Source organism: Frigidibacter sp. MR17.14, assembly GCF_037095735.1.
Taxonomy (GTDB): domain Bacteria; phylum Pseudomonadota; class Alphaproteobacteria; order Rhodobacterales; family Rhodobacteraceae; genus Frigidibacter.
This window is the reverse complement of record NZ_JBAWKD010000001.1, coordinates 506,342-524,761: the sequence shown is the minus strand read 5'-3', so window position 1 is coordinate 524,761 and position 18,420 is coordinate 506,342. Positions and strand designations below refer to the sequence as shown.

Below are 18,420 nucleotides of genomic sequence, written 5' to 3'. Positions count from 1 at the left end.
ATGCGCCCGCTTCTGATCGCAGCCCTGCTGTCCGCCGCAAGCCCTGCCCTGGCCGACCGGATCTTCGTGTCGAACGAGAAGGGCAACTCGATCACCGTGCTCGATGGCAAGACGCTGGAACGGATCGCGGATTTCCCGGCGGGGCAGCGGCCGCGCGGCATCACCGCCTCGCCCGACGGCAAGACGATCTATGTCTGCGCCTCGGACGACAACCTCGTGCGGGTCTTCGACGCCCAGACCTTCGAGGAACAGCCCTCGCTGCCCTCGGGGCCGGACCCGGAGCTGTTCGTCCTGCATCCGTCCGGCAACCCGCTGTATATCGCGAACGAGGACGACAACATCGTCACCGTGGTCGATGTGCACACCCGCAAGGTGCTGGCCGAGGTGCCGGTGGGGGTCGAGCCGGAGGGGATGGGCGTCAGCCCCGACGGCAAGATCGTCGTCAACACCTCCGAGACGACGAACATGGCCCATATGATCGACACCTCGACCTTCCAGATCGTGGGCAATGTGCTGGTCGACAGCCGGCCGCGCTTTGCCCAGTACGACAGCGACGGCAGTCACCTTTACGTCTCGGCCGAGATCGGCGGCACCGTCTCGGTGATCGACGCGGCGAAGCAGGAGATCGTGCACACCATCCGCTTCGAGGTGCCGGGCGTCCTGCCCGAGGCGCTGCAGCCGGTGGGCGTGCGGATCACCCCGGACGACAAGCGCATCTTCGTGGCGCTGGGCCCGGCGAACCGGGTTGCGGTGATCGACGGCGAAAGCTGGGAGGTCCTCGATTACCTGCTGGTCGGCCAGCGGGTCTGGCAGCTTGCCTTCTCGCCCGATGGCAAGTGGCTCTACACGACCAACGGCAACAGCAACGACGTTTCGGTCATAGACGTGGCCGCGGCCAAGGTGGTGCAATCGGTGCAGGTCGGCCAGCAGCCCTGGGGCGTGGTGGCCGTGCCGTGAGAGTGAAAAGGGAGAGACGACCGATGAGGATGATCGCGATCGCCGCGCTGGCGGGGATGCTGGCGCTGCCGGCCACGGCGCATGAGTTCGGCCCGGCAGGCCTGATGGACCGCACCAACCGCACGGAGCTGCCGCCGCTGACGCTGGCCTCTGGCAAGCCGCTGGCGGAAGAGACCTATCAGCTGAAGTCGGGCGGCTATTATACGATCGAGATCACTTCGGACGGCTCGGCCGAACTGGCGATCGCCGGGCCCGAGTTCTTCCGCGCGATCTGGATCAACGAGGTGGTGATCAACGATATCGAGATCCGGCCGCTGGGCGTGGCCTCGCTGGAGTTCGACGACGAGGGCACCGCAAAGATCAGCTTCGTCGCGATCACGCCGGGCAGCTACACGGTGATGATCCCCGGGACCACCGGCGAAAGCCAGCGCGCGAGCTTCGTGATCAAGTGAAACCGCTCGCGCTTCTTGCCCTTGTCGCCCTGGCGGGTCCGGCCCTGGCCGACGGCCCGCCCAAGGATGCGGACTGGCCCTGCGTCCAGCGCAAGGTGCCGCATCTGTCGCTGGGCTCGGTCTGGGCGGGGCCGCTGCCGGATGACGCGCTCGAGGCGCGTTCGCAGGATGGCGCGATCCGCGAGACCGCGGCGCGGCTGGCGCTGCGCCGCACCGGCGAGGATGAAGCGCGCGCGCTGATCGCCGCGACCGCGCCCGGCGATCGCGCGGCGCTCTATCTCGCCGTGTTCCGCGACATCGACCACACCCGCGACCGGGTGATGCAGGGCATCGCCCGATATGCCCGCAAGCAGACCGAGCTCGACACCCGGATCAACGCGTTGCGGGTCGAGCAGCGGGGGCTGGAAGGCAGCAAGGATTTCGACCGCATCGACACGGTCGAGCGCGACCTGGATTGGGCGACGCGGATCTTCCGCGAACGCCAGCAATCGCTGACCTATGTCTGCGAGGTGCCGGTGATCCTCGAGCAGCGGGCCTTCGCGCTCGGGCGGGAGGTGATGGCGCAACTGCAATAGATGCGGTGCAGATGCAGCATTTCGGCGGGTTTTGGCCGATCAGCTAGGTTTTGGTCCAAGACTCTGTGTGTGAATGGAAATTTCGGATGATTTTCCGCCGCGTCGCGCAAGATTTCCGGTATGCGACTGCGACCGATCGTCCTAGGATCGAAGTCTGTCGGAAGGGAGAGGAGGCCCGACCGACGAGGGAGGACACCATGCAGACCACGCTGAGCCGGCATGCCGCCGGCACTGATGTCGCGCGCGGCGCGACCTCGCATTCCGTCCAGGACGTTCTGATCATCGACGACCATCCGCTGATGTGCGACGCGCTGGCGGTCACGCTCAGCCATGCCTTCGGGCTGCGGCGGGTGCGCACCGCCTCGGGGCTGACGGCGGCGGTCGCCAGCATCCGCGGCGAGGGGGCGCCCGATGCGATCGTCGTCGACCTGAACCTGCCCGATGTCGCCGGGACCGAAGGGGTGATGAGCCTGCGCGCGCTGGCGCCGCAGGCCGCCGTCACCGTCATCTCGTCGGATTTCGATCCCGAGGTGGTGGCGACGGTGCTGGCCGCGGGCAGCCGCGGCTACATCCTGAAGTCGCTGCCCCGCGCGCGGATGGTCCGCGCCTTCGAGGCGATGTGGGCCGGCGAGACGGTGATGCCTGACGGCTACGACCCCGAGGAACTGGGCCAGCAGGCCGAGGAACAGGCGCGGCTCGCCCGCGACTTCGCAACGCTGACACCGCAGCAGATGAACATCCTGCGGCTGATCTGCCAGGGACGGCCCAACAAGATCATCAGCTACGAGCTGTCGATCGCCGAGGCGACGGTGAAGACCCACATCGCCGCCATCATGTCGAAGATCAACGTGAGCAACCGCACCCAGGTGGCGCTTCTGGCCAACAAGGCGCGGATGTTCATGCGCTGAGACCGCGATGGACCGCGCGGCCGCAGGGGGGGCAGGGCTGGCGGCGGACGCCCGTCCGCTGGTCGCGGTCAGCCGCGGCTCGGCCGAGGAGATGGCGAAGGATTTCCTCGCCGCCTTCGCGGGCGCCCGGCCTGCGGCGATCCTGCTGTTCGCCGCCGACGGCACCTGCCTGCCGTTGTTGTGGCGGACGCTGTCGCAGGCGTTTGGCCCGGCTTGCCGGGTGCTGGGATGTTCGTCGGCCGGCGAATTCGCCTTTGGCGGCTATGCCAGCGGCACCACCGTCGCCATCGCGCTGCCGGCCGCGCATTTCCGGGTCAGCGCCGTGCAATTGCAGGGCCTGCGGGCTTCGGCCAGCCTCAACTGGCTGCTCGCGCTGCGCGCGGCAGGCGAGGCGGTGCCCGAGGAGCCGGGCCGTTCGCGCTTCGGGATCCTGCTGATCGACGGGCTCTCGCAGCGCGAGGAACTGGTCAGCGCGCTGATCGACGCGACGCTGCCCGGCACGCTGGTGCTGGGCGGATCCGCAGGCGACGGGCTGCGCTTTGCCCGGACCGAGGTGATGCTGGATGGCGAGAACCGCCCCGACACCGCGATCTTCTGCCTGATGTCCACCGACTTCGCGATCGAGGAGATCGTCTTCGATCACATCATGCCGACCGGCGCGCGGATGGTGGTCACCGATGCCGATCCCGAGGAACGCCTGATCCTCGAGATCGACGCCGAACCCGCCGCGCGCGAATATGCCCGCCTGATCGGCACCACGCCCGAGGCCCTGGGCCCCGCCGCCTTCGCCGAGAACCCGCTGCTGGTGCAGATCGGCGGCAAGCAGTTCGTCCGCGCCATCGCCGGGCTGACACCCGAGGGGGGGCTCAGGCTGATGTCCTCGATCGAGACCGGCTCGGTCATGACCCTCGGCCGGGCGGTGGACCTGACCGACGGGCTCGAGGAACGGCTGGGCCAGCTCGGGCGGCCGGCGGCGCTGATCCTCGGCTTCGACTGCATCCTGCGCCGGATCGCGCTGGAACAGGCCGGGCTGCAGGAGGATGCGGCGCGGATCTTCCGGCGCTGGAACGTCGCGGGCTTCAACACCTACGGCGAGCAGCACGGCGGCATCCATGTGAACCAGACCTTCGTGGGTCTCGCCTTCCTCGACCCGGACGGGGGCACGGCCCATGCCTGACAGCGTGATCCCGCCCGATCCGGCCGCGCTGGCGCGGCGCATCGAGAAGCTCGAACGCATCAACCGTGCGCTGGTGAAGCGCATCGACCAGCTCGATGCCGCGCGCAGCTCGAGCTATTCGCTGGCCCGCACCGCCGAGCATCTGGAACGCGAGGTGCTGGCCCGCAATCAGGACCTCGAGCGCGCCCTGGCCGACCTGTCGCTGACCAACCGCGAGCTGGGACAGGCGCGCGAGGCGGCTGAAGAGGCCAGCCGCGCCAAGTCGCGCTTCCTGCGCGCGGCGAGCCATGACCTGCTGCAGCCCCTGTCCGCGGCGAAGCTGCTGCTGTCGCATCTGGACGAACTCAGCCGCGACCCGCTGCTGAGCGACCTTGTGACCCGGATCGGCGAGAATTTCGACAGCGCCGAAGAGCTGATCCGCATGCTTCTGGAAATCGCCCGGCTCGACAGCCAGCGGCTCGAGATCCATCCCGCCCCGGTGGCGCTGGGGCGCCTGTTCCAGCGGCTGGCGGGCGACATGGGCCCGCAGGCGCAGCACATCGACCTGCGTTTCGTGCCCTCGTCCGAGACGGTGATCAGCGACCCGGTGCTGTTGCGCCGGATCGCGCAGAACCTCGTGTCGAATGCGCTGAAATACACGCGGTCCGGCAAGGTGCTGGTCGGCGCGCGGCGGGCGGGCGACAACATCTGGCTCGAGGTGCATGACACCGGTTCAGGCATCGCGCCCGAGGATCAGGCGAAGATCTTCAACGAGTTCGAGCGCCTGTCGCGCGCCGATGTGCCCGGCACCGGGCTGGGGCTGTCGATCGTGCAGCGCGCCTGTCTGCAGCTTGGCCACAGCGTCGAGGTGATCAGCACGCCGGGTCGCGGCTCGTGCTTCCGGGTGCTGCTGCCGCGGATGGGCGGGCTCTGCCTGATCTCGCCCAAGGCGGCAGAGACCCGCGACGTGCGCGCGGTGCCCGACTGCTTCGCCGGCCGCACCGCGCTGGTCGTCGAGAACGACCGCAGCATGCGCCATGCCTTCGTGCTGCTTCTGCGCAGCTGGGGCATGACGGTGCTCGACGCCGAGTCGGTCGAGACCGCCGAGGCCGAGCTGATCCGCACCGGCCTGACCCCCGACCTGATCCTGACCGACTATCGCCTGAACGACGGCGAGACCGGCATCGATGTGATCGCCGCCGTCCGCGCCAGTCTTGGCGACATCCCGGCGCTGATCGTCAGCGGCGAATGCGCCGAGGCGATCATCGAGGCCTCGGGCCATCTGGGCGCCGCGGTGATGGAAAAGCCGGTGGTCGAACTTGACCTGCGCGACATGCTGCAATCCCTGCTGGAGGCCCAATGAGACCCCTTCCCGCCGCCGCCCTCTGCCTGCTTCTGGCCGCCGCCGGGCCGCAGGTGCCGATTTCGGACCTCGTGCTGGCGCCGGGCGTCTTCGCCGAGCTGCCGGCCACCGCGCCGGTCCGCTTCCACCACACGCGCACGGGCGCCAAGACCCCGGTGGATGAGACCCTGCACCTGTCGCGCCGGCCCGAGGGCGGGCTGGTGATCGCCGGCGACACGCCGATTGCCGAGTTCGGGCTGGGCAGCGCCAATCCGATCGTCCTCTATTTCCTGGAAGGCGTGGTGCGCGAAATGGCGCAGGAAACCGGTGGCAGCCCGTTCTACATCCGCAACCGCATGCGCGAGGCGCTGTCGCGCACCGCGATCGCCGGGGCCGTGACAGAGGTGCAGCCCTTCGACAAGGATCCGAACCGCGGGCAGATGGGCGACTGGGGCGGGCTGACACTGGAATTCACCGCCGACCGCGCGGTGCCCGGCGGCGTGCAGGCGCTGCAGGCGCAACTGGACGCGCCCGAGGGTTACCGCGAGGCGATGGTGCTGGTGAAGGGGGACTGACCATGCAGGGACGCGCTCTTGCCTTGATCGCGCTGATCGCCGGCACGCCGGCGCTGGCGCAGCAGGCCCCCGCGGGACTTGCCGCGGTCAACGACTATCCGACCGATGCCCGGGCCGAATATGTCTTCAGCTGCATGGCGGTGAACGGCCAGACCTCGGACGCGCTCGAGCGATGCTCGTGCTCGGTCGATACCGTCGCCTCGATCCTGCCCTATGACCGCTATGTCACCGCCGAGACGGTGCTGCGGATGCGCCAGACCAGCGGCGAGCGGGCGGCGCTGTTCCGCGGAACCCAGCCCACGACCGAGGCCGTGGCCGACCTGCGCCGCGCGCAGGCCGAGGCCGAGATGCTCTGCTTCTGACCGGTCAGCCGCGCCGCGCCGCCCGCAGCGCCCGGCGCAGCGTCTTCGCCTCTGGCATCGGGGCCGCGCGGGCATAGATCGCGCGGTCGAGCGGGGCCAGCGCCGCCGCCGCGCGCGCGGGCGGAATCTGCCGGGCGCGCGCCCAATCCTCGGCCGCGCGGCGCAGCGCCAGCGGACCCTGCGCGCGGGCCATGCGCCAGCCGTAGACCGGCGAGATCCGCGCCCAGTTTTCCGCGAGCCGCGACCGCGCCACTCGTTCGCCCCGCATCAGGATCGCAAGGCCAAGGAGCATCCCGCCCAGCGTCGTGCAGACCAGCGCGGCGAGGCTGGCCGTGCCGATCTCGCCCGATGGCACCTGCGACGAGCGGAAGCTGCCGTAACCGATCGGCAGGGCCGGGATTTCGACCTTCTCGACCCGCCGGGTTGTGGTGTTGAAGAAGGGGATGGCTTCCGCCGGCAACACCCCCGGCTCGCCGGTGTGCGGGCGGAACTGCCAGCGCCAGACGACGGTGGCGACGGGCCCCTCGGGCGTCAGCTCCAGGCGCCGCTCGACCGGTGCGGTGAAGGTGATCAGCCAGTTCTGCTGGATCACCGGGCGGGGCGGCAGCATTTCCGGCAGGGCACCCTCGGCGCGCAGGGTGACGGTGCGGGTCACCGTCTCGCCATCCTTCAGCGTCGCCGGATCGGTCGACAGCTCGTCGGTCAGCGTCAGTCCCGCGGCGGTGAAGCGCCAGCCGTGCGGGCTGTGGAAGGGCGGATCGTCAGGCATCGGCGCGATGGTCAGCTCGACGGGCCGGGCGATGACCGTCACCGGCACCCGGCGGCTGGTGGCCTGATCGATGATCTGCAGCTCGTGCTTCACCGGGCCGAAACGGGCGATGCCGGTATGGTTCGGGAAGATCGCCAGATGCCGCTCGACCACCACCCGCTCGACCCCGTCGACACGCTCGCGGTGCCAGTCGTCCTTGCCAAGCTGCACCCAGTCGAAACGGTCCGACGGCGCGATCACCATCTCTTCGCGCGCGACGGGGCGGTCGTAGACGCCGCGGATCGTCACCGGGATCATCTCGCCCTCGACGATGCGACCGTGCAAGGGATGCGGCTCGATCGTCAGCACGCGGGGCTCCTCCGCCGCGGCGGCGCCGGCAAGCAGCGCAAGAAGCAGCAGCGCCCTCACCATGGATCGCCCGCCTCTGGCGGCGTGAAGCCCATCGCGAGCCGGCGCTGGTATTCGTCGGCGAGCCTGAGCCGCAGGAAGGCACCCGGATCGTCGGGCAGGGTGGCCAGCCAGTCGTCATCCGGCACGATCCGCCCGGGGTCGAGCGGGCGGGCGACGGCCGAGAACAGCTCGACCGGCGGGCCGCCGCCCGGCTTGGCGCGGGCGGCGATGCGGCCGGCGGCATTGCCCTCGCCCAGCGTCTTCGGGGCCAGCCGGTCGACCAGCGCCCGGTTTTCGCGGGCCTGCGAATCCGCCGGGTTGGCGAAAAGCACCGCGTCGAAGTAGGCGCGGGCCAGACCGTAATCGCCCAGCATCGCCAGCGAGGTGCCGCGGTTGAAGGTGGCGGTGCGCCCGGCCTGCGCAAAGGCGGCGTCGGCCCCGGCGTAATCCCCCGCGCGCCACAGCGCCGTGCCGCGCGCGGCGGGGTCGTCGATCAGCGCGGCGGCGGGGCCGGGCAGGCCGATCGCATACAGGAGCTTGCCATCGGTGCCGCGCCCCGCAGCGACGATCAGCGCGACCCCGGCCGCGGCGAGGATGAGGGCGCGCTTCATGGCGCGGGCCTGCGGAACAGGAGGGCGGCGGGGAGCAGCGCCAGCAGCAGCAGCCAGCGGCCCATGTCGCGGAACACCTCCGGCGCGCGCTGCGAGGCCGCCAGCGCGCCGATCCGCCGCTCGGCGATGCGCGCGGCAAGCTCGGGTGCCGCGCGCGCGGCAAGGCCCGCACCGCCACCGGTCCGGGCAAGCTGGTCGAGCGCCGCGGCCTCTGCCGCCGGGGCCTCGGGGTCGGCCGCCGTCAGCGCCAGCGTCCAGAGCCGTGCGCCGCCCTCGGCTGCGCGTTGCGCCTCGGCCAGCGCGGCAGGCCGCCCGGCGCCGCCGCCGTCCGAGATCATCACGAGATCGGCCCCGCCGATGCCGCCGCCACCGCCGAAAAGCTCGCGCACCGCGCCCAGCGCGATGTCGGGGCGGCTGCCCGACAGCGGCATCGTGTCAGGGCCCAGCACGCCGATCAGGCTGGCAAGCGAGGCCGCATCGGTGGTGGGGGCGCTGGCGACGAAGGCATCGGCCGCAAAGACCAGCACCCCCACCGGCCGGCCGTCCGCACCGTTCAGCAGCGCAGCGGCGGCGGCCTGCAGGTCGGCCAGCCGCGCCGGGCTCTTGCTGACCGAGGGCGACAGATCGAGCAGCAGCAGGATCGGATCGGCGCGCAGCAGGCCGGTCGCACCGGCGGCAAGCCGCGCCGGGCCGGTCAGCGCGATCACCACCGCCAGCGCCGCCATCCAAGGGGACAGCCGCATCAGCCGGCCGCCGCCCGCACGGGCCAGACCCAGCTGCGCGAGGCGCGCAAGCACTGCCGGGGCGAGAATGCCCTCCCATCCGCCATGCCCGCGCTGGCGCCAGAGCTGCCATCCGAGCAGCGCCAGCGGCAGCAGCGCCAGCGCCCAGAACGGTCGCAGCCAGACCAGCGTCATGCCACTGCCCTCCGGAAGCCCGGCAGGCCCGCGCGGCCGAGGGCCAGCACCAGCGCCGCCACAAGAGCCAGGCCCGCGGGCCAGGTCCAGGCGGGGCGGGGGACGACGACGGGGGGGCGTCGGCTCGGGTTCGGCTCCAGCCGGTCGAGCGCCTGCGCCATGGCGCGCAGATCCTCGGTCCGGCGCACGCGCCAGCTTTCGCCGCCCGCCGCGGCGGCGATCTCGCGCAGCATGGCCACATCGACGGCATCGCGCGCGGCAGGGCGCGTCTCCATGTCGTCGGGGCCGAGCGCCACGGTATGCACGCGCACGCCATGCGCCGCCGCCAGCCGCGCCACATCGCGCGCATCCAGCCGCTTGCCGCTGTCGCGCCCGTCCGACAGCAGCACGATGGCGCGGCTTTCGGCGCCGCCCTCGTCCAGCCGCTTGAGCGCAAGGCCCAGCCCCTCGCCGATCGCGGTCGACCGGCCGGTGACGCCGACCGAGGCTTCCTCGATCGCCCGCCCGACCGCGGCAAGGTCATGGCTGAGCGGCGCCGCGACATAGGCGCGGTCGGCAAACAGCACGAGGCCCAGCCGGTCGCCCTCGCGTCCCGCGGCGAAGGCGCCGGCCACGGTCTTCACCGCGTCGAGCCGCGAGACCTGTTGACCGTCTAGGGTGAAATCCTCGGTCAGCATCGAGCCCGACATGTCGAGCGCCAGCAGGATGTCACGCCCCGAGGCGGAGCTGTTGCGCTCGAGCGTCAGGCGTTCGGGACCGGCCAGAGCGGTCACCAGCGCCGCCCAGAGCAGCGCAGCGAGGACAATCTCGCTGCGGGTCGCGGGATCGCGCGTCGCTGCGGTCTCGCTGCGGGGGGCGAGACTCGACGGAAGGTAGACCGCCCCCTGCAAATCGGCGCGCGGCGGCAGGACGCGCCACAAAAGCACCGGCAGGGGCAGCAGCAGAAACAGCAGCGGGGCGTCGAACTGCATGCTCAGCGCCGCCGTCGCCTGCGGGCCTCGCCCAGAAGGCGGTCCAGACGCTCGTCGGCGCGTCTCAGCTGCTCTGGGGACTGCGATCGGTAGAGGCTGTCGCGCAGATCCGGCGGCAGGCGGCCCCCCAACCGCGTGAACAATGCTGCGCGGCGAGACAGGCGTTCCGGTGCGGAAAGATCGTCTGAAATCAGCGCATTGTCGTCATGATCGCGGTCTGTTCGGGCCGGCTTCGCTGCAGGTCGCAGGGCCAGATGGATCAGGGTGGCAAGCAGAAGGCCGATCCCGAGCGCCGCGAGCATGTCAGAGGCGTGAAGTGCAGCGAAACTTTCGGGCAGACGGGGCGGATGCAGGTCTGCCGCGGCAATTTCGGGGGTCATGCCGCAGCCTCCGCCGCATCTTCGCTGCGCAGCATTCTTACCGTGACCCCAAGCGCAGCAAGCCGATCGCGGATATCTTGTTGCGTGTCGCCGCGCGCAGCGAAACGGCCACGATGCGCGGCGCCAAGGGCGTCCAGCCAGCTCAGCCGAACCCTTGGCGGTGCAATTTCGACCGGGTCCGCAGGCACAAGAAGAACAATCTTGCCGCGTCGCAGCATGGCCGCGGCGACGGCCGGCAGCTCTGTCCCCGGATCGTCGAGCGCCGAGGCCAGCACCACCGTCGCGCCCCGCGGCGCGAGCCGGGCGGCGCGGGCCAGATCGGGGGCCAGCGGGCGGACGGGAAGGGTGACAGAGGACAGCGCAAGGGCATGGGCGCGCACTAGGCAGCCTGCAACCCGCGCCATGCCGGCGGTGCGCGCACCTATCCGCGCGGTCTGTAGCCCCGCGTCGGTGATCGCCGCGCAGCCGACCGAGCCGCCGGCCGCCACCGCCTGCCAGCCGGCGCGCGCCAGTGCCTCGGCCGCAGTCAGCGAGCGGAAGCGGCGGCTGCCCCAAAGCATCGGGCGCCGGAAATCGGCGATCAGGAACAGGCTGCGGTCGCGGTCCTCGTGGAAGCTGCGCACCTGCATCTGGCCCGACCGCGCCGAGGCGGCGGGATCGAGATGGCGCGGGTCGTCTCCGGGGACGAAGGGGCGGATCTCGCGGATCTCGTGGCCCTGCCCGCGGGGGCGGGTCGGCGCGGTGCCGGGACGGTCGGCGATCTGCACAGCCGCCGCGCGGCGGCCGCCGTGACCGGCCAACGCCAGCAGATCGGCGGCACGAAGCTCGGTCGCGCGCGCGATCTCTTCCGGGCTCACCACGGCCGCACCTCTGCCAGCAGCCGTGCGACGATCTCGCGCGGGCCGATCCCTTCCGTACCCGCGCGCCAGCTTGGCACCAGCCGATGCGACAGCGCGTCGGGGGCCAGCGCCTCGACATCCTCGGGCAGGGCATGGTCGCGCCCCTGTAGAAGCGCCCGCGCCCTCGCCGCCGCCGCCAGCGACAGCGTGCCGCGCGGGCTGACCGGATGCTCGATCAGCCCCTCGAGCCCGGTGCCGGCGCTGTCGCGCGTCGCCATCACCAGCCGGACGATGAAATCGCGCAGCGCCGGTGCAAGATGCACCTGCGCGGCCTCGGCCCGGGCTGCGAGGATCTCGACCGGGTCGAGCTGCAGGGGCGGATGCGCCGGGCCCGAAAGCCCCTCTCCCTCGACAAGGTCGAGGATCCGCCGTTCATCTTCGGCCCCGGGCAGGGCGAGGTCGAGATGCAGCAGGAAGCGGTCGAGCTGCGCCTCGGGCAAAGGATAGGTGCCCTCGTGCTCGATCGGGTTCTGGGTCGCGGCGACCATGAAAGGGCGCGGCAGCGGCCGGGTGACGCCGCCCGCGGTCACCTGCGCCTCTGCCATCGCCTCGAGCAGGGCAGACTGCACCTTCGGCGGGGCGCGGTTGATCTCGTCGACCAGCACCAGCGAATGGAACAGCGGCCCCGGCACGAAATCGAAACTGCCGCGGTCGGGGCGGAACACCTGCGTGCCGGTCAGGTCCGAGGGCATCAGGTCCGGCGTGCACTGCACCCGCGAGAAACTGCCCGAGAGCCCTTCGGCCAGAAGCCGCACGGCCCGGGTCTTGGCGAGGCCCGGCGCCCCTTCGATCAGCACATGACCGCCCGCGATCAGCGCGACCATCAGTCCTTCGACGAGATGTTCATGTCCGATCAGCCCGGCCGTCAGGCCTGTCGCCAGCGCTCGCACGCGCCCGGCCGCTTCCGGCCGGTCGAGACCGGCCAGGGCTGCGCTTCTGTCCATCGTCTCCTCCCGGACCAACCGCCGGGCCAGACTGGCAGAGGCCTGCGGCAAATGCGCCTCGGCCGAAAGGATGAGGAGTCAGCGCTGGCAGTCTGGGCAGAAGAAGGTCGAGCGGCCGGACTGCACGACCCGCGTGACATGGCCCGTGCAACCCTCGGTCCGGCAGGGCTCGCCCTCGCGGCCATAGGCGCGGAAGCTGTGCTGGAAATAGCCCAGCTCGCCCGAGGCCTGGCGGTGATCGCGCAGGGATGAGCCGCCGGCCTCGATCGCTTCGTCGAGCACGCGGCGGATCACCGGCACCAGCCGGGCGATCTCTGCCGCGGTCAGGTTGCCGGCGGGGCGGCGCGGGTCGATCCCTGCGCGGTGCAGCGCCTCGCAGACGTAGATGTTGCCAAGCCCCGCGATGATCCGCTGGTCGAGCAGCATCGCCTTGATTGGCGCGGCCCGCCGCGCAAGCCGCGCTGCAAGGAAGTCCTCGTGGAAGGCATTGTCGAAAGGCTCGGGGCCGAGGCCCTTCAGCAGCCAATGGTCGGCGGCGCCCGAGGTCGCCACCAGATCCATCGCCCCGAAGCGGCGCGCATCGTTGAAGGTGACGCGGGCGCCGCCTTCCATGGTCAGAACGACATGGTCGTGCTTGGCGACCGGCTGGTGATCGCGAACGAAGACACCCGGGACCTCGCCCGAGACCAGCATCCGCCCCGACATGCCGAGATGGATGATCAGCGTCTCGGCGGTCGAGAGATCGGCGAGGATGTATTTCGACCGCCGCCCCAGCCACTCGACCCGTGCGCCGGTCAGGCGTTCCGCCATCCGCGGGGGCAGGGGCCAGCGCAGATCGGGGCGGTTGACCTCGGCCAGATCGATCCGGCGATGCTCCATCGCGGGCAGCAGGCCGCGGCGCACGGTTTCGACTTCGGGCAGTTCTGGCACGGGCGGCCCCTTGGTCTGGAAGGATGCCCCGATGTAGGCGCTGGAACGCGCGGGGGAAAGCCCGGGCCGCCGCCGAGTGTCGCAGCCGGTTTGCCTCGGGCGAAAACGCAGTATATCCCGGGGGCGGCCGGGCAGTTCCGGCACATGAGGGCAGCGGACATGACCGGCGAGCAGCGCACCACCCATTTCGGCTATCAGACCGTCGACGAGGACGCGAAGGCCGGGATGGTCCACGGGGTGTTCAGCCGCGTCGCCTCGAAATACGACATCATGAACGACCTGATGAGCGTCGGCATCCACCGGCTCTGGAAGGATGCGATGATGGACTGGCTGGCACCGCGCCCGGGCCAGCGGCTGCTGGATGTGGCCGGCGGCACCGGCGACGTCGCCTTTCGCTTCCTCAAGCGCGCGCCCGGCGCGACGGCGATGGTCTGCGACATGACCGAGTCGATGCTGATCGAAGGCCAGAAGCGGGCCGAGGCCGAGGACATGGCCGACCGCCTGTCCTGGCAAGTCGGCGATGCGATGGAACTGCCCTTCGAGTCGAACAGCTTCGACGTCTACACGATCAGCTTCGGCATCCGGAACGTGACCCGCGTGCAGGACGCGCTGGCCGAGGCCTATCGCGTGCTGAAGCCCGGCGGTCGCCTGATGGTGCTGGAATTCAGCCAGTTGCCGAACGCGGCGATGCAGAAGGCCTATGATCTTTATTCGTTCAACGTCATCCCGGTGATGGGGCAGGTCGTGGCGAACGACCGCGACAGCTATCAGTATCTGGTGGAGTCGATCCGCAAGTTCCCCGATCAGGAAACCTTCGCTTCGATGATCCGCACCGCCGGGTTCGGGCTGGTGAAGTATCGCAATCTCTCGATGGGGATCGCGGCGTTGCATTCGGGCTGGAAGATCTGAGCGGATGCGCGGACCGCACAACTTCTGGCGGCTGATCCGCACCGGTGCCACCTTCGAGCGCACCGGCGCGATGGGCCAGGCGCTCGAGGCGATGGAGGCGCCGCCGCGGCTGCGCGCGATCGCGCGGGTAATGGGCTGGCCGTTCCGCTGGCTGGGGTATCGCGGCGATCCGGCCCTGCCGCCGGTGACGCGGGCGATCACGGCGCTGGGGCCGGCCTACATCAAGTTCGGCCAGATCATGTCGACACGGCCCGACGTGGTCGGCGTTGACCTGGCGCAGCAGTTGCGCGTGCTGCAGGACAAGCTGCCGCCGTTCCCGACAGAGGTCGCCAAGCGCGTCTTCGAGGCCGAGACCGGCTTCAAGGTCGATGAGGTTTTCAGAGAATTTTCTGAGCCCGTCGCCGCCGCCTCGATCGCGCAGGTGCACCGCGCGCGGCTGGCATCGACCGGGGCCGAGGTCGCCGTCAAGGTGCTGCGCCCGGGGATCGAGCGGGCCTTCTACCGCGACATCGATGCCTTCTACCTTTCGGCCGGGATGATCGAACGCATCGCCCCTTCGGCGCGTCGCCTGCGCCCGACCGAGGTGATCCGCCATTTCGAAGGCGTGGTGCTGGGCGAGCTCGACCTGCGGGCCGAGGCCGCCGCAGCCTCGGAATTCGGGGCGAATACCGCGGGCGATGAAGGCTTCAGCGTTCCCCAGCCGAACTGGATGCTGTCGGGCAAGCGGGTCATGGTGCTCGACTGGGCCGAGGGGATCCCGATGGGCGACCGCGAGGCGATCGTCGCGGCGGGTCATGACGCGACGCGGCTGGCCGAGCGGGTGCTGCAGCTTTTCCTCGCCCATGCGCTGCGTGACGGCTATTTCCACGCCGACATGCATCAGGGCAACCTGAAGGTTGCGCCGAACGGCGATGTCGTTGCGCTCGACTTCGGGATCATGGGACAGATCGACGAGTACACCCGTCGCGTCTATGCCGAAATCCTGATGGGCTTCATTCGCCGAGACTATCAGCGCGTCGCCGAGGTGCATTTCGAAGCCGGCTATGTCCCGGCCGATCGCGACGTGCATGCCTTCGCGCGGGCGCTGCGGGCTGTGGGCGAGCCGATCTTCGGCATGGATGCCAGCCAGATCTCGATGGCGCGCCTGCTCGCCTATCTCTTCGAGGTCACCGAACGGTTCGGGATGCAGACCCGGACCGAGTTGATCCTGCTTCAGCGGACCATGGTCGTGGTCGAGGGCGTCGCCCGCTCTCTCGATCCGCATCTGAACATCTGGGCCGCGGCACGGCCGGTGGTCGAAACCTACATTGCGGACAACATCGGCCCCAAGGCGCTGGTCCGCGACCTCGGGCGCACCCTTCGGGTCGTGTCGCGCTTCGGACCGCAGCTGCCAGGCATGGTCGAATCGCTGCTTTCGGAGCGCCAGGCCGAGGTGAAGGTTTCGGTATCCCCGCCGCGCTGGCGTGCCGCGGGTCTGCTTGTGCTGGGGGCGGCCCTGGCGCTGGCGGGGGTCGCCCTCGGCGTAGCGCTCTGACGCCACGCGGGTCATTGCGCGCTGCGCAGCGCGGTGACGTCCGCGGCCGGGACAGAGATGCCCCCCTTGCGCAGCAGGATGACGCTGCCGCCCTCGTTCCGGGCTTCGATGATTGGCGAGAAACTCGTGACTTCGCTCGAGCCGGTGACGATACCTGCCTCGAGGTGATCGAGCTTGAAGTGGTAAGCACCCTCCGGCAGCGGATTGCCATTCGCATCGGTGCCCGCCCAGTCGAGCTGGGTCGTTCCAAGCGGCACCGCGGCCTGCGCGACCAGCTGGTTCGACGCGTTGTAGACCGAGAGGCGCTCAGCCTCGGCCACGGTGCTGGGGGTCAGACCAAGTTCGACCGGGGCACCGTCGAACCAGACTGGTCCCGAGGCTTCGGCCTGCAGGCCCACCCATCCCACCAAGTCCGACAGTGCCATGACGTTCAGGCGAGATCCGAGGTCCGTCAGCAGATCGTTGGTCTTCACCTGCTGCTCTACGCCCGAAAATGTCGCGAGCTGCACAGCAAAATCCGTCGACTCCATGGGATTGAGCGGGTCTTGATTCTGCAGCTGGGTGGTCAGCATGGTCAGGAAGGTCTGGAAGTCGGACGAGACGTCGGTCGCGTCTTCTGCGCTCGACGGCTGGGTCGAACTGCTCGGGGTCGCAGAGGCGACAGCGGTCACGGCCATGGTGGGTCTCCTGGCGGGGGTCAGAGGCGCAGGTCGAGCGCCCCGGTCGCGCTTGGCTGCGCGGAATGTGGCAGACTGTTCGGGGATATCGGCTGCCTCGCTGGCGTCAGCGCAGGCTCTTCCGGAAGCGGCTGCAACGGCGGCTGCCGGCCATCGGAATGAGACGAGCGATTCTGCGAGAAGAAGAAATTGACATCTGACATGCCAGCGTCACGGAAATCCTTCGCCAATTGGTCGACATGGCGGCGCAGCAGATCGAGTGTTTCAGCGCGTTCGACATGGATTGCGACGGTCATCCCGTCCTGCCCCGAAAGCATGGACATCTTGAGATGGCCCAGCTCGCGCGGTGACAGCTCGATCTCGACCGTGTGGCCCTGCATGTGCCGGACCTTCGCGGAGATCTGAGGGCCGGGCCACACCGGTTCGGCCGTCGCGGCAGGAAGGGCCGCCTGAGCGGGCGCCGGCGGGGCATCGTGCCGAGCAGGCAAGACAGGTCGCGTCGTTTCGACAGCAAGCGGTCCGACGGTGGGGCCGCCCGCCGTCGGGAGGGCCGACGTCTGTGCTGCGGTCTGATCGGGCGCTGTCGCAGGAAGTCCTTGGTCAAGTGACGACAGGGTGGGCGGCGGCGATGCCGCATCCGATCGCCGCGCGATCGGGGTGCGGGCTGGCGGCGACGGTCTCTCTGCCGTCGCAGCAGCGGGAGCGGCTGAAGCTGCGGCGCAGGTGCTTGTTGAGAGGGGGGCGGCAGGGGCGGGACCGGCCGAAGCGACTGGCAGCTGTCCCCGATTGGGGAAGTCCGCCGTCTGCGCGTTGTCGGTCAGCCGACGCGCCGGCTGCGGCGCGCCGAGGTCGATGGCGAGCGGCTGTGGCGTCGCTTGTACGATCGTCGGTGCGATTGCCACTGGCGTCCCCACTGGCATCTCCGAGGGCGCTGCCGCCGCCGGTGTCGTCGTCGTCGTCGTCGTCGGCGCGGGGTCAGCTATTCTGGTCGCCAGTGTCTCTGCCGAGGGCATCGTGTTGCGCCGTGGCACGGGGCTCGCGTTCAAGGGGGCAGTCGGCGGGATGGCTTCGCGCGGCTCGGAAGCTGTCACTTTGCCGGCCACCGACTGCGTCGGTTCCCGCTCGATCGCAGGCGTTGACGGAAGGCCATGCTGTGTCGAGCGTGAGAGTTGTTCGGGTGCGGCGCTTCGGGCCAGCCTGCCCACGCGATCATTGAGGCCGCCAGACTCACCGAGAGCGGGAGCAATCCGGTCGGTGTATGCGGTGCCGTTTCCGTCGACGGACTGCTCAGCGGTCTCTGGTGCTGCGGGGACGTCCTGCTCCGAAGACGGTCGACGTGCGGGCGTTTGGTCAGAGGATGACGCGGGAGGCGCGACGAGAGGTTCACCCTGCTGAATGACCGCGGTCTCTGCAGGCAGCATGTCCAAAGCCGTCTGCGCCGTGGCTGCCCTGTCCTGAAGCGGCCGACCAGCCTGTGCGCGCACTTGCGAGGCAGTTTCCGGTGGCTGCAGTGGCAGGTTCTCTGGCGCGCTCGCGAGTCCTTGCGTCGGAGCGGCCACGCTCGTCAAAATGGCCTCGTCTGCCTGCTCGGAGCCCATGGTCCGGTGCACCGGAGGCAAATCGCTCCCAAAGTCCGCGACGCCTTCCCCCTCGGGCCCGTCGACTTCGGCGCCGTCCGCTGGATTCGCGGTGATACGGCCCGGGGACAGCGGACCAAAGATAGCGGCGGGCTCGGCGATGGTGAGGATGGGCGGCCGCACTTCGGGCTGATGCTCTGTGTCCGCAGGCGCGGGTGGCAGGGCTGTGAGAACAGGCCGAGGTGGCAACTCAGTGTCCGTGGACAGCGTGTCAGAACCGGGCAATTCTTCGGTCGACGCCCCGCCGAAGACCATGATTGGCTGCAACGCGATGGCCGCCGGAGCCGCTTGGTTCGCCCCGCCCCGAACCTGCTCGGAGGGCGTCGTCGCGTTGGTCGCAGGCGTGTCGATGCTGGAAAGGTCATCCAGATCGAAGGGCGGGATGCCCCCCTCTGCGTCGGCGGGGGGCGATGCGGACGGCAGAGCCCCGAGGAGCCGCGTCAATATTGCTTCCAGCATCGGCTGCAATGCCGCACCTCCGGGTTGGTCTGTTCCCGAGTGTGTCGGCTTCGCCTTACCGAATGT

General features: G+C 70.0%; 20 protein-coding genes. 10 read left to right on the top strand and 10 right to left on the bottom strand.

Features of this window, described 5'->3' with window-relative positions; translation table 11 throughout:
• The 8 genes from V8J36_RS02545 to V8J36_RS02510 all read left to right on the top strand — a co-directional run bounded on the left by V8J36_RS02545 (position 1) and on the right by V8J36_RS02510 (position 6,327).
• Positions 1–957 (top strand): PQQ-dependent catabolism-associated beta-propeller protein, encoded by a 957-nt coding sequence (locus V8J36_RS02545; protein WP_336465673.1) that lies wholly within the window; start codon positions 1–3, stop codon positions 955–957.
• A 23-nt stretch (positions 958–980) separates the two neighbouring features.
• Entirely contained in the window at positions 981–1,409 is a 429-nt protein-coding gene (locus tag V8J36_RS02540; protein ID WP_336465672.1) for a hypothetical protein, read from the top strand.
• Positions 1,406–1,984, top strand: a complete 579-nt coding sequence (locus V8J36_RS02535; protein WP_336465671.1) for a hypothetical protein — start codon at positions 1,406–1,408, stop codon at positions 1,982–1,984. Before V8J36_RS02540 ends, V8J36_RS02535 begins: the two co-directional genes overlap by 4 nt.
• Before the next feature lie 197 nt (positions 1,985–2,181).
• Positions 2,182–2,892: a response regulator transcription factor gene (locus V8J36_RS02530; protein WP_336465670.1), complete on the top strand. Its 711-nt coding sequence runs from the start codon at positions 2,182–2,184 to the stop codon at positions 2,890–2,892.
• 7 nt (positions 2,893–2,899) lie between these two features.
• Positions 2,900–4,069, top strand: a complete 1,170-nt coding sequence (locus tag V8J36_RS02525) for an FIST N-terminal domain-containing protein (protein ID WP_336465669.1) — start codon at positions 2,900–2,902, stop codon at positions 4,067–4,069.
• The gene (locus tag V8J36_RS02520; protein WP_336465668.1) at positions 4,062–5,411 is read left to right on the top strand and encodes an ATP-binding response regulator; all 1,350 of its coding nucleotides are present in this window, start codon (positions 4,062–4,064) and stop codon (positions 5,409–5,411) included. Before V8J36_RS02525 ends, V8J36_RS02520 begins: the two co-directional genes overlap by 8 nt.
• Complete coding sequence (locus V8J36_RS02515; RefSeq protein WP_336465667.1) at positions 5,408–5,965, top strand: hypothetical protein; 558 nt, start codon at positions 5,408–5,410, stop codon at positions 5,963–5,965. Before V8J36_RS02520 ends, V8J36_RS02515 begins: the two co-directional genes overlap by 4 nt.
• A 2-nt stretch (positions 5,966–5,967) precedes the next feature.
• Entirely contained in the window at positions 5,968–6,327 is a 360-nt protein-coding gene (locus V8J36_RS02510) for a hypothetical protein (RefSeq protein WP_336465666.1), read from the top strand.
• Positions 6,328–6,331: 4 nt separating this feature from the next.
• On the opposite strand, the gene V8J36_RS02505 is transcribed toward V8J36_RS02510, so the two are convergent.
• The 8 genes from V8J36_RS02505 to mutM all read right to left on the bottom strand — a co-directional run bounded on the left by V8J36_RS02505 (position 6,332) and on the right by mutM (position 13,138).
• Positions 6,332–7,507 carry a hypothetical protein gene (locus V8J36_RS02505; protein ID WP_336465665.1) on the bottom strand — a complete coding sequence of 392 codons (1,176 nt, stop codon included), beginning with the start codon at positions 7,505–7,507 and terminating at the stop codon, positions 6,332–6,334.
• A complete protein-coding gene (locus tag V8J36_RS02500) occupies positions 7,501–8,097 on the bottom strand; it encodes a hypothetical protein (protein WP_336465664.1) in 597 nt (198 codons plus the stop codon). The genes V8J36_RS02505 and V8J36_RS02500 overlap by 7 nt, the downstream gene beginning before the upstream one ends.
• Positions 8,094–9,014, bottom strand: a complete 921-nt coding sequence (locus V8J36_RS02495) for a VWA domain-containing protein (protein ID WP_336465663.1) — start codon at positions 9,012–9,014, stop codon at positions 8,094–8,096. The genes V8J36_RS02500 and V8J36_RS02495 overlap by 4 nt, the downstream gene beginning before the upstream one ends.
• Positions 9,011–9,985 carry a VWA domain-containing protein gene (locus V8J36_RS02490; protein WP_336465662.1) on the bottom strand — a complete coding sequence of 325 codons (975 nt, stop codon included), beginning with the start codon at positions 9,983–9,985 and terminating at the stop codon, positions 9,011–9,013. The genes V8J36_RS02495 and V8J36_RS02490 overlap by 4 nt, the downstream gene beginning before the upstream one ends.
• A gap of 2 nt (positions 9,986–9,987) precedes the next feature.
• Positions 9,988–10,365 carry a hypothetical protein gene (locus tag V8J36_RS02485; RefSeq protein WP_336465661.1) on the bottom strand — a complete coding sequence of 126 codons (378 nt, stop codon included), beginning with the start codon at positions 10,363–10,365 and terminating at the stop codon, positions 9,988–9,990.
• Positions 10,362–11,222, bottom strand: a complete 861-nt coding sequence (locus V8J36_RS02480; RefSeq protein ID WP_336465660.1) for a DUF58 domain-containing protein — start codon at positions 11,220–11,222, stop codon at positions 10,362–10,364. The genes V8J36_RS02485 and V8J36_RS02480 overlap by 4 nt, the downstream gene beginning before the upstream one ends.
• The gene (locus V8J36_RS02475) at positions 11,219–12,208 is read right to left on the bottom strand and encodes an AAA family ATPase (RefSeq protein WP_336465659.1); all 990 of its coding nucleotides are present in this window, start codon (positions 12,206–12,208) and stop codon (positions 11,219–11,221) included. The genes V8J36_RS02480 and V8J36_RS02475 overlap by 4 nt, the downstream gene beginning before the upstream one ends.
• A 78-nt stretch (positions 12,209–12,286) precedes the next feature.
• On the bottom strand, positions 12,287–13,138 hold the full coding sequence (gene mutM / locus V8J36_RS02470) for a bifunctional DNA-formamidopyrimidine glycosylase/DNA-(apurinic or apyrimidinic site) lyase (RefSeq protein ID WP_336465658.1): 852 nt from the start codon (positions 13,136–13,138) through the stop codon (positions 12,287–12,289).
• Between the two features lie 159 nt (positions 13,139–13,297).
• Between mutM and ubiE the strand changes: the two genes are divergently transcribed.
• Both ubiE and ubiB read left to right on the top strand, forming a co-directional pair.
• Positions 13,298–14,047, top strand: a complete 750-nt coding sequence (gene ubiE / locus V8J36_RS02465; RefSeq protein WP_336465657.1) for a bifunctional demethylmenaquinone methyltransferase/2-methoxy-6-polyprenyl-1,4-benzoquinol methylase UbiE — start codon at positions 13,298–13,300, stop codon at positions 14,045–14,047.
• A gap of 4 nt (positions 14,048–14,051) precedes the next feature.
• Positions 14,052–15,581, top strand: a complete 1,530-nt coding sequence (gene ubiB, locus V8J36_RS02460) for a 2-polyprenylphenol 6-hydroxylase (protein ID WP_336465656.1) — start codon at positions 14,052–14,054, stop codon at positions 15,579–15,581.
• Positions 15,582–15,592: 11 nt separating this feature from the next.
• Here the strand turns inward: ubiB and V8J36_RS02455 are convergent, their stop codons facing one another.
• The gene (locus V8J36_RS02455; RefSeq protein WP_336465655.1) at positions 15,593–16,258 is read right to left on the bottom strand and encodes a flagellar hook capping FlgD N-terminal domain-containing protein; all 666 of its coding nucleotides are present in this window, start codon (positions 16,256–16,258) and stop codon (positions 15,593–15,595) included.
• A 20-nt stretch (positions 16,259–16,278) separates the two neighbouring features.
• A complete protein-coding gene (locus tag V8J36_RS02450) occupies positions 16,279–18,354 on the bottom strand; it encodes a flagellar hook-length control protein FliK (protein WP_336466175.1) in 2,076 nt (691 codons plus the stop codon).
• Positions 18,355–18,420: the final 66 nt, after the last annotated feature.

Excerpts from the sequence above, each read along its gene's own strand:
- V8J36_RS02515 (WP_336465667.1), top strand. The coding sequence starts at position 5,408 with ATGAGACCCCTTCCCGCCGCCGCCCTCTGCCTGCTTCTGGCCGCCGCC.
- ubiB (WP_336465656.1), top strand. The coding sequence starts at position 14,052 with ATGCGCGGACCGCACAACTTCTGGCGGCTGATCCGCACCGGTGCCACC.
- V8J36_RS02450 (WP_336466175.1), bottom strand. The coding sequence starts at position 18,354 with ATGCTGGAAGCAATATTGACGCGGCTCCTCGGGGCTCTGCCGTCCGCA.
- ubiE (WP_336465657.1), top strand. The coding sequence starts at position 13,298 with ATGACCGGCGAGCAGCGCACCACCCATTTCGGCTATCAGACCGTCGAC.
- V8J36_RS02475 (WP_336465659.1), bottom strand. The coding sequence starts at position 12,208 with ATGGACAGAAGCGCAGCCCTGGCCGGTCTCGACCGGCCGGAAGCGGCC.
- V8J36_RS02485 (WP_336465661.1), bottom strand. The coding sequence starts at position 10,365 with ATGACCCCCGAAATTGCCGCGGCAGACCTGCATCCGCCCCGTCTGCCC.
- V8J36_RS02490 (WP_336465662.1), bottom strand. The coding sequence starts at position 9,985 with ATGCAGTTCGACGCCCCGCTGCTGTTTCTGCTGCTGCCCCTGCCGGTG.
- V8J36_RS02530 (WP_336465670.1), top strand. The coding sequence starts at position 2,182 with ATGCAGACCACGCTGAGCCGGCATGCCGCCGGCACTGATGTCGCGCGC.
- V8J36_RS02520 (WP_336465668.1), top strand. The coding sequence starts at position 4,062 with ATGCCTGACAGCGTGATCCCGCCCGATCCGGCCGCGCTGGCGCGGCGC.
- V8J36_RS02525 (WP_336465669.1), top strand. The coding sequence starts at position 2,900 with ATGGACCGCGCGGCCGCAGGGGGGGCAGGGCTGGCGGCGGACGCCCGT.
- V8J36_RS02545 (WP_336465673.1), top strand. The coding sequence starts at position 1 with ATGCGCCCGCTTCTGATCGCAGCCCTGCTGTCCGCCGCAAGCCCTGCC.
- V8J36_RS02510 (WP_336465666.1), top strand. The coding sequence starts at position 5,968 with ATGCAGGGACGCGCTCTTGCCTTGATCGCGCTGATCGCCGGCACGCCG.
- V8J36_RS02500 (WP_336465664.1), bottom strand. The coding sequence starts at position 8,097 with ATGAAGCGCGCCCTCATCCTCGCCGCGGCCGGGGTCGCGCTGATCGTC.
- V8J36_RS02455 (WP_336465655.1), bottom strand. The coding sequence starts at position 16,258 with ATGGCCGTGACCGCTGTCGCCTCTGCGACCCCGAGCAGTTCGACCCAG.
- V8J36_RS02505 (WP_336465665.1), bottom strand. The coding sequence starts at position 7,507 with ATGGTGAGGGCGCTGCTGCTTCTTGCGCTGCTTGCCGGCGCCGCCGCG.
- V8J36_RS02540 (WP_336465672.1), top strand. The coding sequence starts at position 981 with ATGAGGATGATCGCGATCGCCGCGCTGGCGGGGATGCTGGCGCTGCCG.
- V8J36_RS02495 (WP_336465663.1), bottom strand. The coding sequence starts at position 9,014 with ATGACGCTGGTCTGGCTGCGACCGTTCTGGGCGCTGGCGCTGCTGCCG.